Below are 12,386 nucleotides of genomic sequence, written 5' to 3' on the forward strand. Positions count from 1 at the left end.
TTTTGTAACTAATTTTATATATTTGACGTTCCGTTATGTAAACGCTTACAGTTTTGTTTTTATCTTATACAATAAAGGTACCAAATCGAAAGAGGTGGCCAAAATGAGTACGAAAAAAGTATATAGTTTCTTATCACAAGCATTCATATTTTCAGCTATTATGTTAGTTTCTAATATTATTGCAACGCATTTACCAATTCCGATGCCTTCATCGGTGATCGGATTAGTTATTTTATTTAGCCTATTATGTTTAAAAGTTATTAAATTGGAACAAGTTGAATCACTCGGAACGGCTTTAACAGGTATTATCGGATTCCTTTTCGTTCCATCAGGTATTTCGGTTATTAATTCTCTCGTTGTAATGGGACAATATTTTGTACAAATTTTAACTGTAATTGTTGTCGCAACAATTATTTTACTCGCTGTAACAGGATTATTTGCACAATTTATTTTAGGAAAAGACGATAAAGAAATAGAAGATACGAAAGAATTGAAAGTAGTAAATAAAGGACGCAAGCACGGAAAAGTTGCGTAACCAATTTAGTATATATTGTTAGGAGGGAATGAACATGGCAAGCACAATGACTCCATATTTTGGAATCGTCGTTTCGTTAATTGCATACGGAATCGGAACGTTTTTATTCAAACACTCAAAAGGATTCTTCTTATTTACACCACTATTCGTAGCAATGGTATTAGGGATTGTATTTTTAAAGGTAGGTAACTTTACCTTTGAGGAATATAATACGGGCGGGAAGATGATTAGTTTCTTCTTAGAGCCAGCAACAATCGCCTTTGCAATTCCATTATATAAACAAGTTGATAAGTTAAAAAAATATTGGTGGCAAATTTTATCGGCTATCGTGGTTGGATCTATTTGTTCAGTGGTTGTGGTGTTCATTGTCGCAAAAGCAATTGGTTTAAATACAGCTGTAATGAACTCAATGCTACCACAGGCAGCGACAACAGCAATTGCATTACCAATATCTGAAAGTATCGGTGGTATTCCAGCAATTACATCATTTGCAGTTATTTTTAATGCTGTTATCGTATACGCATTAGGTGCGTTATTCTTAAAAACATTTAGAGTGAAACACCCGATTGCTAAAGGTTTAGCGCTTGGAACAGCAGGACATGCGTTAGGGGTTGCAGTAGGTATCGAAATGGGTGAAGTAGAAGCAGCTATGGCCAGTATCGCTGTGACAGTGGTTGGTGTCGTAACAGTGGTGGTTATTCCAATGTTCATGCCGTTTATTGGATGATAAAACTTACTAAAAAAAATATAAAAGCAAGTTATTTGTAGGACGGATTTCTACTGATAGCTTGCTTTTTATGTTACAGTAGTGGTAAGACCTATTGAAGGATAAAAGTTTCCTTAAATCTTCATTAATACTACGTATAATGCGTTCTGAAATAGGTCATTGTATTGTAAAATAAGAAGTAACATAATATATAGCACAATTAACGGGTGGTTAGGGTTGAATATAAATTGCTCGCAATGGCTTTAATATTAAAGGATAATTATAAGTAGAAAATAGAGAGAGATCTACTTGTTAACGTTTTACTTTATAGGACAGGAGAGAGTACTCGCCGATTATGCAAATAAAAAACCTGTTTCAAAGCAAAGGATTTCAGAGGTTAATCGTATTAGTATTACTTGCTCTCATATTGTATGGGATGCAAAGTATGTTAAATTTAATTTTAATTACGTTTATGTTGACGTATTTAATGGATCGATTCCAAAAGTTTATTTCTCGTAAATTAGATCATTTCATGCCAATTAATCGAAAAATTATTATAGCGCTTTTATATGTAATGTTAGTGGCAGGAATTGCCATTACGCTATTTAAATATTTACCGGTATTAACAATACAAATTTCACAATTGATTTATCAATTTAATGTATTTTTAAGAAATCCACCTGATAGTGAATTAATTAAGTATGCAGTTAATGCTGTTAATCATATGGAGCTTTCTAAATATGTGGGGCAAGGCGTAGACATTTTGTATAAATCTATTACGAATGTTGGGAAATTTGGCCTTCAAGTTTTACTTTCTGTAATTTTAAGCTTATTTTTCTTACTTGAAAAAGCACGTATCGTTGCTTTTACTTCGAAATTTAAAGAAAGCCGACTTGCAATTTTCTATAACGAAATAGAGTATTTCGGAAAGAAATTTGCACGTTCATTTGGAAAAGTAATCGAAGCACAATTTTTAATTGCAATTGTTAACTGTGTTTTATCTGTTATTGCATTATGGATATTAGGATTCCCGCAATTACTAGGTTTAGCGTTAATGATTTTCTTGCTTGGTTTAATTCCAGTGGCGGGTGTTATTATCTCGTTATTCCCACTCTGTATGATTGCTTACAATATTGGCGGTATTATGTATGTCGTTTATATTGTAGTTATCGTAACAGTAATTCATGCACTTGAGAGTTATGTATTAAATCCGAAGTTTATGTCTCAAAAAACAAACTTACCAATCTTCTACACATTTATGATATTAATTTTCTCTGAGCATTTCTTAGGTGTGTGGGGACTTATTATCGGTATTCCAATCTTCATTTTCTTATTAGATGTCTTAGATGTGACAAGTGATGAAATGGAGAAGGACGTTGGAAAAAAATAAAGTGAAGTAAAGAAAAAGCATCGATGTTCGATGCTTTTTCTTTTATAACATGACGTTCCTTATGCCATACTGTAAGGAGAAGATAGAATAGGGGTGAAATAATGGCTGTAAATGAAAAGATAGAGTTAGCTACGTTTGCCGGAGGGTGTTTCTGGTGTATGGTTTCGCCATTTGAAGAGATGGAAGGGATTATACAGGTTGTTTCAGGCTATACAGGTGGCCATAAAGAGGATCCAACGTATAAAGAAGTGTGCTCGGAAACAACTGGGCATTATGAAGCAGTACAAATTACATTTGATGCAAATAAAATGCCGTATGAAGAGTTGTTAAATATATATTGGAGACAAATTGACCCGACTGATATAGGGGGACAATTCCACGACCGTGGACAGTCTTATGAAACGGTGATTTTTTATCATAATGAAGAACAACATAAAAGGGCAGAGGCTTCAAAAGAAGAGCTCGAGAAAAGTGGGAATTTTTCGAAGCCGATTGCGACAAAAATATTGCCAGCTGCTACGTTTTATCCAGCTGAAGAATATCACCAAGGATATTATAAGAAGAATACATTTCGCTATGAGTTATATCGTAAAGGCTCAGGTCGAGATGCTTTTATTAAACAACATTGGCCAAAGAATAATGCTCATTTAAAAGAAAGATTAAACGAGATGCAGTTTTATGTAACACAGGAAAATGGGACAGAACCGCCTTTTCAAAATGAGTATTGGAATCATAAAGAAGAAGGGCTTTATGTAGATATTGTTTCGGGGGAACCATTATTTACTTCTTTCGATAAGTTCGATAGCGGCTGTGGATGGCCGAGTTTTACGAAACCAGTTATGTCAGCTAGTGTGAAAGAAAAAATGGATGTTAGCCATAATATGACGCGTACGGAAGTGAGAAGTAAAGAAGGAGATTCACATCTTGGGCATGTATTTCCAGACGGCCCGGGACAAAACGGCCTTCGTTATTGTATTAATTCGGCAGCGCTACGCTTTATTCAAAAAGAAGATTTAGAAAAGGAAGGATATGGTGATTTCCTAATCTTGTTTGGGAATAAAAAATAACCTCGCAGTCAGCGAGGTTATTTTTTTATTTTACTTTTTTCTTTTTAAATTTGCTTAATGCTTCATAAACGATTGGAACAATAAGAAGTGTTAATAATGTTGAACTTGTTAATCCACCAATTACTGTTACGCCAAGTCCTTTAGAAATTAAGCCGCTACCTTCAAATCCTAATGCAAGCGGGATAAGAGCCCCGATTGTTGCAATTGCAGTCATTAAGATAGGACGCAGGCGTGTTGTACCAGCTTCTAATAATGCTTCACGTGTTGATAGGCCGTCATTTTCTTTATGAATAACACGGTCAATGAGCACGATTGCGTTCGTTACAACGATACCAATTAGCATAAGAGCCCCAATCATCGCAGATACGCTTAACGTTTCGCCAGAAATTAATAAGGCAACGAGTGCACCAATGATTGTGAATGGTAGCGAGAATAAAATTGCGAATGGTGCAAGGGCACCGCCAAATGTAACAACAAGAACGAAGTATACAATGGCAATCGCAGCTAACATCGCTAAGCCAAGTTGCTTGAATGATTCTTGAATATCTTGTGTAACACCACCCATAGAAACATCTATACCAGAAGGAAGATCCATTTTATCTACTTCTTTTTGAACAGCGGCAGATGCTTTTGAAACGTCATCAGATGTTAGTTTTGCACTAACTTCCGCATAAACACGGCCATCACGATGTGTTACTGTGTTAGAAGTTTCACCTTCTTTTACAGTCATAACATCTTTAACAGCAACTTCATTACCAAGTGGTGTTGTAATTTTACGATTTGTTAAGTCATCGATCGTTTCATAGTTTTGTTTTTCAGTTTCTACATATACATTTATATCTTTATCATCTTTTTTAATTGTTGTAAGAACAGGGCGGTCATGTTGATTAGAAAGTCCCATTCCAATTTGAGCAGCAGTTAGCCCCATTTTACTTAACTTTTCTTGATCAGCGACTAAAGTATATTCTGCATATGTTTTTGCAACACTAGAGTCTATGTCTTTTAAATCTTTATTTTTCTTCATGATATTTTGAATGTCTTTCACGACAGGCTTAATTTCTTCAGAGCTATCTCCATAAACGTATAGCTTAATTTCGTTACTACCGCCACCTGCTCCGAAATCTTGGTTTTTCCATTCACCTTTTCCAGACATCTTTTGTAAATCTTTAACGACTTGTTCTTTTTCTTTTTCAAAGTTTTTCGTATCGTTATCATATTGAACGAAGAACATCGCTTGATTTGTTTGACCAGGGCTCATTGGGTTTTCGCCGCCTAATGAGAATTGAATCGTTTTGACGTCTTTTTTATCTTGGAAATGCTTTTCAGCTTTCGTTGCAATTTTTTCAACGTCGTCTAACGTTTGACCTGGCTCAAGTTTGTACGTTGCGATAATCATTTTTTCTTCTTCAGATGGTAAGAAGCTGACACCGATGATTGGTACAAGTGCAAGGCTGCCTACTAATAGGAGGACTGTGATACTTGATGTAATAATTTTATGGTTTAACGCCCATTCAAGTATACGTTTATAGCCGTTTGCTAATTTGCTTGGTTTTTCTTCATGATGTACTTCTTTTTCTCTCATGCTTTCCTTCTTAAATAAGGAATGTGCTAGCATCGGCACAATTGTAACTGCCACAAGTAAGGAAGCAAGTAGGGCAAAAACAATTGTTAAAGCAAATGGTAAGAACATTTCACCAATCATACCCTTTACAAGCCCAAGAGGTAAGAATACAGCGATTGTTACAATTGTAGAAGACATAATCGGGATAAACATTTCTTTCGTAGCTTCACGAATTAAATCTTTCCCACGTAATTTCTCTTCTGATAAAGACATACGTCGGTAAATATTTTCAATAACAACAATTGAGTCATCAACAACGCGTCCAATAGCAACTGTCATTGCTCCAAGTGTCATAATGTTAAGGGTAATATCCATTTGTTTTATTACTAAAACTGCAATTAATAAAGAAAGTGGTATAGAAACGACAGAGATTAGTGTTGTTCGAATGTTTCGCAGGAACAACATAATAATAACAATCGCAAAGATAGCACCGAAAATAGCTTTGCTAAGCATTGTTTCGACTGATTTTTCAATAGGCGCACCTTGATCGAATGTTGAAATAATCTCTAAGTCTTTATATTTTTTCTCAAGGTCTTTTACTTTATCTTTAACTGCATTTACAACATCAACTGTATTCGCATCAGCAGCCTTCACAATTTGAATACCGATTGCTTCTTTTCCATTCGTTCGAGAAATGGATTCCGCTTTTCCAACTTCTTTAATATCAGCAATCTCTTCTAATGTAACCGTTGGTATGCCATTCATAGCGGCCGGATTCATCTGTGGTGCTTGTGTTCCAGCACCAGCGTTTTGGCTACCTTGACCATTCGGTGATGAAGGGATAGCTGGAATTTTTAATTCTTTTAATGCTTTAATTGTTGTAATGTTACCATCGACAACAACTGATTTTTCCGTATCTTTAAATGTATATAGGCCAAGTGGTAACGATACGTCCGAACCTTTAATCATATTTTTTACAGTATCTTCACTTAAACCTAATTCTTTCATCTTATCTTTTTTGAAGACAAGCTGTACTTCGTCTACTTGTTGACCTGCGATTTGAACAGATGCGACACCATCAAGTCCTTTTAATCCAGGAACAACATTTTTTTCTACATTTTCTGTTAAGGCAGCTAAAGATTCATTTTTACTCGCTACGCTTAATGAAATAACAGGAAAGGCATTAAAGTTTACTCGTGAGACTTTCGGGTCTTTCACACCTTCTGGCAGTTTCACGTTTGCGAGCGATTCTTTAATTTCCGTTTCGGCTTTTTCCATATTTTTATCAAAATCATATTCTACCTGAATAGAAGATGCGTTTTGATAAGATGATGAACTAACAACGTTTACACCGCTTAAATTTTGGAGTTGTTCTTCCATTGGTTTTGAAATTTTATCAGCTACTTCTTCTGGTGTAGCACCAGGATAAACCGTGGTTACTGTTACAATCGGTGTTGTAATATCAGGAATTGTCTCCAGCTTCATATTGAGTCCAGAATAAATACCCGCAATAGTAACAATAATGGTTAGTAGCCAAACTGCGAACTTATTTTTTAACGTGAAATTGATGATTTTGTTCATGTTTGCGCTCCCTTTTTATTATATTGACCAATCGGTCAGTCTAATACATAATATAACTGACCGATTGGTCAGTCGTCAATGAAAAGAGATGGTATAATAAAATCAAACTGTAAGTAGTCGGTTTCCTATTCTTTTTCTGATCATTGGCTTTTACTAACCGGATTTTATAGATGGAAAGGCTTCTATATAAACCATTTACTCCATTAAATTTTAGATGGGGAGTTTTATTTTCAGTTAATGTGGAATAAAATCAAGTTTGAATTTACATAAGATGCGAGATTAAATTTAGGAGAGAGAATATGAAAGAAAAAGAGCGCTTAATTATAGAGATGGCTATGAGGTTATTTGCAACTAAGGGTGTAAATGCAACGTCAGTACAAGAAATCGTAACCGCATGTGGTATATCAAAAGGAGCTTTTTATTTATATTTCAAATCAAAAGATGAGTTATTATTGGCCACACTTCGATATTATTATGACAAGATTCAGAAGAAAATGCTGGATATTGAAAAAGAATCTTTATTACCACGTGAAAAATTTGAAAAACAATTATATTGTCAGTTTACTGATGTGCAAAAACATAAAGAATTTATTATTATGCATGCAAGAGAAAATGCAATTCCGTTTAATAAAGAAGTAGAAGAGTTTATGATGAGGATGAAATTAGAGTCTCATGCATTTTATCGGAATAGCTTACTGTCCATTTATGGTGACAAAGTCAGTCCATATTTATTAGATTTGGTAATTATGGTAGAAGGAATATGCCATGGTTATTTACAATTAATTATTTTAAATGCACCGGAAATTGATTTATCCTATGTTTCGACCTTTATTTTACAGAGGATAGATAATTTAGTAGAGGGGCTTCTAGAATCTTCGGAGGAACCTGTCCTACATGAAGAGAGACTAGGAGAATTTCTTTGTAGTTCCGAACTTATTAAGGAACAGGTGAAGGAACATTTTCTAAGTGAAATTATTGTATTTAAACGAACATTAGCTGATCAATTAGAAAATGATGAGTTACTTGTAACTTTAGATGTTTTAGAAGCAGAAATGAGATTGCAAAATCCAAGAATTCCAGTCATTAGAGGTATGCTTGTTAATTTAGCGGTATATCCTAGTTTAAATGAGTTTCGATTGAGGCTTACGGCATACTATAATATAAAAAATCCTTGCATATAGAACGCAAGGATTTTCTATTATAATTAAGAATTATTTTGTGACCATTCTTCAACATTCCAAGTTTTTGTAATCCAGCCTTCATAAAATTCTGGTTCGTGACATACAAGAAGGATTGTCCCTTTATATGCCTTCAGAGCTTTTTGAAGTTCTTCCTTTGCTGTAACATCAAGATGGTTTGTTGGCTCATCGAATAGGATCCAGTTACTTTCTTCACCCATTAACTTACATAAACGAACTTTTGCTTGTTCGCCACCACTTAATTGATTTAGCGGGCGAGAGATATGCTCGTTTTTTAATCCGCATTTCGCTAACATTGCACGAACTTGATGTTGGTCCATGCTAGGGAATGTGTTCCAAACGTCATCAATTGGTGTTATATTATCAGCTTTTACTTCTTGCTCGAAGTATGCAGGCTCTAAGAAGTCACCAAGACTTGTTTTACCGCTTAAAGGTTTAATTTTTCCTAAAATCGTTTTTAGTAATGTTGATTTACCAACACCATTACAACCAACGATGGCAATTTTTTCACCGCGTTCAATTGTCATTGTTAGTTTTGGTAATAACGGATGTGTATATCCGATTTCTACATCTTCACCTTCAAAGACGAAACGGCTACTTGCACGACACTCTTTAAATGAGAACTCTGGCCTAATTGCTGTTTCAGGACGATCAATACGCTCCATGCGATCAAGTTGTTTTTGACGACTTTTTGCACGACCTGTCGTTGAATAACGAGCTTTGTTCTTTGCAATAAAGTCTTCCTGCTTTTTAATAAACTCTTTCTGTTTTTCATAAGCATTTATATGTTGATTTTTATTAATTTCGGCTAACTCTAGGAATTTTTCGTATGTCGCTGTATAGCGCGTCATTTTTGTAAATTCTAGATGGAAAATAACATCAACGCATTTGTTCATAAATTCCGTATCATGAGAGATTAATAAGAATGCATGTGGATATTCTTTTAAATAATTAGTTAACCAATGAATATGTTCAACGTCTAAATAGTTAGTAGGCTCATCGAGTAATAACACTTCTGGTTGCTCAAGTAATAGCTTTGCAAGTAATACTTTTGTACGTTGTCCACCACTTAGTGCTGAAACATCACGATCTAAACCGATTGCATCAATTCCAAGACCTCTTGCTGCCTCTTCGATTTTCATATCTAGTAAATAGAAACCACCTGCTTCGAGAGCATCTTGGATTTCTGCCATCTGCTCAAGAAGGTCCTCTAATTCTTCCGGTGTTGCCGTTCCCATTTTTTCTGCAACTTCATTTAAAGCTTTTTCTTTTTCAAATAAAGGTAAAAACGCGTCAGCTAATACATCACGAATTGTGCGACCAGGTGTTAAAATTGTATGCTGGTCTAAGTAACTGTAATTTGTACCAGGTGTCCATTCTACACGGCCTTCATCATGGATAAGTTGACCAGTAATAATATTCATAAATGTTGATTTACCAACACCGTTTGCACCGACTAATCCGACATGTTCTCCTGCTAGTAAACGCATGGATACATCTTTAAATAATGTGCGATCGCCAAATGTATGGCCTAGTTTTTCTACTGTTAATAAGCTCATAGTATCCTCCGTCCAACTTGAAATAGTACCTTGAATCATGATACTAAATTATTGAGTATAATGCTATCCTTTCAAAATGTATCTTTTTGTAAGAAACTCATTGTATTTTTTTGGGAAAAGGTTATAATATTAATTGAACAGTGGTTAATTAAATTGTGAGGTATGAAAAATGTCGCCAAGAAGGGCAGTTAAACAAGAATTAACGAGAGAAATGATTATGAATGTAGCAAGAGACTTATTTATAAAATTAGGTTATCAGCATACTTCAATGCGTAAAATTGCAACAGAACTAGGATATAGCCATGGTGCCATCTATTATCATTTTAAAAATAAAGCAGAGCTTTTCTATGCGATGGTAGAGCAAGATTTTCAATTGCTGAATCAAAAATTAGGTGAGATTAATGATCAAAATTTACCACAAGAGGAACAATTGAAAGCTGTTTTATTTGGTTTTATTGAATTTGGTTTGCAAAATCAAAGTCATTATGAAATCATGTTTTTAATTAGAGATGATGAGTTAAAAGAATGTTTAGCAGATGGCCCAAATGTTAGTTACGAAAAATTTGCTACTGTTGTATCTTCTTTGTGTAATGAGAAGGTAAATGTAATGACAATATGGTCTGTTTTTCTATCATTACATGGGTTTGTGGCACACTATTGTGGGAATGATCAAACATTTGAAGAAGTAAAAGGATTAGCTAAAGTACACGTGGAGTTTATTTCAAAATCACTTCTTATGTAAGTGATTTTCTTTTTAATATTAATTGAACAGCGGTTAATTAATTTAGGGGGGATATATAATGAAAAAAGCTTTAGTGCTAGGAGCATCTGGATCAATGGGGTATGCAATTGTAAAAGAATTATGTAGCAGAGGAATTCATGTAGTGGCCTTTGCGAGGAATAAAGAGAAATTAGAGATATTATTTTCTGGAGAAGAAAATGTGAAAGTTGTAGCGGGAGATGTATTTATACAGGAGGATATAATGGAAGCCGCGAAAGGCGTTGATATTATATTTCATGCTGTAAACATTCCATATTCAGATTGGGAGAAGAAGCAACCAAAATTATTAAAAAATATATTAGAAGTAGCAATGTATTACGACAGTAAGTTAGGGATAGTTGATATTATTTATGCGTATGGGAGGCAAGGGGAAGAACCTGTAGTGGAAGAAGTTAAAAAGGCACCACATACGAAGAAAGGGAAAATTCGGTTACAGCTAGAAATGATGGCAAAACAGGCTCGTGTACAAATGTTTATTGCACATTTCCCTGATTTTTATGGTCCAAATGCAGAAAGTACACTTGTTCATCATACTTTAAATGGGGTACTTGCAAATAAGTTATCAAGCTTTGTTGGAGATAAAAAGATTGCTCGTGAATATATTTTCACACCAGGCGGTGCAAAAGCAATGGTTGAATTAGCTTTACGTGATGAGGCCTATGGACAAAATTGGAACATACCGGGTTGTGGTGTCATTACAGGTGAAGAGATGATTCAACATATACAAGAATTAACGGGATATACAAAACCAGTAATGACAGTAAAAAAAGGTATGATAAATTTAATCGGACTATTTGATAAGCAGATGAAAGAATTTGTGGAAATGCTATATTTGACAGAAAATCCTGTTGTATTAAGCGGAGAGAAATATGAGAGGTATATTGGTGAGATACCTAAAACTTCTTATTATAGCGGGCTAAAAGAAACGATTATATCTATGCAAAAAAAGGTATGTAAATATTAGTATAAAAAAAGTTACTTCTGTAGGTAGAAGTAACTTTTTTATTATGCTTTTTGTTTGACTTCACTAACTTTCTTTTCAGCTACAATAAAATGTGGTCTACGTTTTGTTTCATAATAAATGCGACCGATGTATTCACCCATAACACCTAGGAAAATGAGTTGAATACCACCAATAAATAATATAGCGGAAATTAAAGTGAAGTATCCTGGGACTTCAACACCACCAACAATAATTTGAATAAATGTAGTAATTACGTATAAAATCCCTAAAATAGTTGTTAATAATCCAAGATATATAGATAGTCTTAATGGTTTATTATTGAATGAGATAACACCATCTATTCCGTAATTTAACAATTTAGAAAAAGTCCACTTACTTTCTCCATCAGAACGTAATACATTTTCATATCCAATAATTAGTTCATTAAATCCAATCCAGGAGAATAAACCTTTTGAGAAGCGATTGTATTCGCTTAAAGATAATAGAGAATCAACAGCTCTTCTACTTAAAAGTCTAAAATCTCCAATGCCGTCTACTAGTTCAATATCTACAAACTTATTCATCACTTTATAGTATAGACGAGAAACGAAAGAGCGAACGGGTGAATCACCTGTTCTTGTTCTTTTTGCAATAACTTGGTCGTAACCTTCGTTATATCCTTCTAACATTTCTTTTATTAGTGTAGGAGGATGTTGCAAATCGGCGTCCATAATAACAACTGCATCACCTGTAGCGTATTTTAAACCAGCTAACATAGCGGCTTCTTTGCCGAAATTCCGACTAAATGATATATAATGAACAGCTGCATCTGAATTTGCCAAATCACGTAGAATATTTAATGTATCATCTTTACTACCATCATTTACAAAAACAAATTCATAATCGGTAGTTAATTTATGAATTTCTAGAGAAGTCTCTGAATAAAAGGCTCGAAGCATCTTTTCTTCATTGTAGCATGGTACGACTATTGAAAGAGTCATTTTTGACCCTCCTTGTTTATAATGGTTAAAACGTTATTTAATATTTTTTATGAAGCTATCCGC

10 protein-coding genes and 1 pseudogene are annotated in these 12,386 nt (G+C 34.4%); 8 read left to right on the forward strand and 3 right to left on the reverse strand.

The features are described from left to right. Positions 1-103 precede the first annotated feature (103 nt). The 5 genes and pseudogenes from lrgA (at position 104) to msrB (ending at position 3,698) form a co-directional block, all read left to right on the forward strand. A complete protein-coding gene (gene lrgA / locus B5P40_RS02490; protein WP_113708792.1) occupies positions 104-535 on the forward strand; it encodes an antiholin-like murein hydrolase modulator LrgA in 432 nt (143 codons plus the stop codon). Between the two features lie 34 nt (positions 536-569). Further along, positions 570-1,262: an antiholin-like protein LrgB gene (lrgB, locus tag B5P40_RS02495; RefSeq protein WP_002184461.1), complete on the forward strand. Its 693-nt coding sequence runs from the start codon at positions 570-572 to the stop codon at positions 1,260-1,262. 334 nt (positions 1,263-1,596) lie between these two features. Beyond that, positions 1,597-2,631, forward strand: a complete 1,035-nt coding sequence (locus B5P40_RS02500; protein ID WP_002016425.1) for an AI-2E family transporter — start codon at positions 1,597-1,599, stop codon at positions 2,629-2,631. 101 nt (positions 2,632-2,732) lie between these two features. Continuing rightward, positions 2,733-3,200 (forward strand): annotated as a pseudogene (gene msrA, locus B5P40_RS34305) (peptide-methionine (S)-S-oxide reductase MsrA); the annotation flags it as partial. Between the two features lie 45 nt (positions 3,201-3,245). After that, entirely contained in the window at positions 3,246-3,698 is a 453-nt protein-coding gene (msrB, locus tag B5P40_RS34310) for a peptide-methionine (R)-S-oxide reductase MsrB (RefSeq protein ID WP_370458379.1), read from the forward strand. 25 nt (positions 3,699-3,723) lie between these two features. On the opposite strand, the gene B5P40_RS02510 is transcribed toward msrB, so the two are convergent. Then, positions 3,724-6,840, reverse strand: a complete 3,117-nt coding sequence (locus B5P40_RS02510) for an efflux RND transporter permease subunit (protein WP_113708793.1) — start codon at positions 6,838-6,840, stop codon at positions 3,724-3,726. A 299-nt stretch (positions 6,841-7,139) separates the two neighbouring features. Here B5P40_RS02510 and B5P40_RS02515 point away from each other — a divergent pair, with 299 nt between their 5' ends. Beyond that, positions 7,140-8,021: a TetR/AcrR family transcriptional regulator gene (locus B5P40_RS02515; protein ID WP_113708794.1), complete on the forward strand. Its 882-nt coding sequence runs from the start codon at positions 7,140-7,142 to the stop codon at positions 8,019-8,021. Positions 8,022-8,044: 23 nt separating this feature from the next. On the opposite strand, the gene B5P40_RS02520 is transcribed toward B5P40_RS02515, so the two are convergent. Beyond that, a complete protein-coding gene (locus B5P40_RS02520; RefSeq protein ID WP_113708795.1) occupies positions 8,045-9,598 on the reverse strand; it encodes an ABC-F family ATP-binding cassette domain-containing protein in 1,554 nt (517 codons plus the stop codon). A gap of 169 nt (positions 9,599-9,767) precedes the next feature. Between B5P40_RS02520 and B5P40_RS02525 the strand changes: the two genes are divergently transcribed. Together B5P40_RS02525 and B5P40_RS02530 are read left to right on the forward strand one after the other, a co-directional pair. After that, a complete protein-coding gene (locus B5P40_RS02525) occupies positions 9,768-10,340 on the forward strand; it encodes a TetR/AcrR family transcriptional regulator (RefSeq protein WP_003192666.1) in 573 nt (190 codons plus the stop codon). Positions 10,341-10,398: 58 nt separating this feature from the next. Beyond that, positions 10,399-11,343, forward strand: coding sequence for an SDR family NAD(P)-dependent oxidoreductase (locus tag B5P40_RS02530; RefSeq protein ID WP_113708796.1), 945 nt, complete (start codon positions 10,399-10,401; stop codon positions 11,341-11,343). A 41-nt stretch (positions 11,344-11,384) separates the two neighbouring features. On the opposite strand, the gene B5P40_RS02535 is transcribed toward B5P40_RS02530, so the two are convergent. Beyond that, positions 11,385-12,323, reverse strand: a complete 939-nt coding sequence (locus tag B5P40_RS02535) for a glycosyltransferase family 2 protein (RefSeq protein WP_002130144.1) — start codon at positions 12,321-12,323, stop codon at positions 11,385-11,387. Positions 12,324-12,386 lie beyond the last annotated feature (63 nt).

This window comes from Bacillus sp. SRB_8 (genome assembly GCF_003264205.1).
Taxonomy (GTDB): Bacteria; Bacillota; Bacilli; order Bacillales; family Bacillaceae_G; genus Bacillus_A; species Bacillus_A mycoides.

Coding starts and splice junctions, on each gene's coding strand:
- lrgA (WP_113708792.1), top strand. CDS start 104: ATGAGTACGAAAAAAGTATATAGTTTCTTATCACAAGCATTCATATTT.
- lrgB (WP_002184461.1), top strand. CDS start 570: ATGGCAAGCACAATGACTCCATATTTTGGAATCGTCGTTTCGTTAATT.
- B5P40_RS02500 (WP_002016425.1), top strand. CDS start 1,597: ATGCAAATAAAAAACCTGTTTCAAAGCAAAGGATTTCAGAGGTTAATC.
- B5P40_RS02510 (WP_113708793.1), bottom strand. CDS start 6,840: ATGAACAAAATCATCAATTTCACGTTAAAAAATAAGTTCGCAGTTTGG.
- B5P40_RS02515 (WP_113708794.1), top strand. CDS start 7,140: ATGAAAGAAAAAGAGCGCTTAATTATAGAGATGGCTATGAGGTTATTT.
- B5P40_RS02520 (WP_113708795.1), bottom strand. CDS start 9,598: ATGAGCTTATTAACAGTAGAAAAACTAGGCCATACATTTGGCGATCGC.
- B5P40_RS02525 (WP_003192666.1), top strand. CDS start 9,768: ATGTCGCCAAGAAGGGCAGTTAAACAAGAATTAACGAGAGAAATGATT.
- B5P40_RS02530 (WP_113708796.1), top strand. CDS start 10,399: ATGAAAAAAGCTTTAGTGCTAGGAGCATCTGGATCAATGGGGTATGCA.
- B5P40_RS02535 (WP_002130144.1), bottom strand. CDS start 12,323: ATGACTCTTTCAATAGTCGTACCATGCTACAATGAAGAAAAGATGCTT.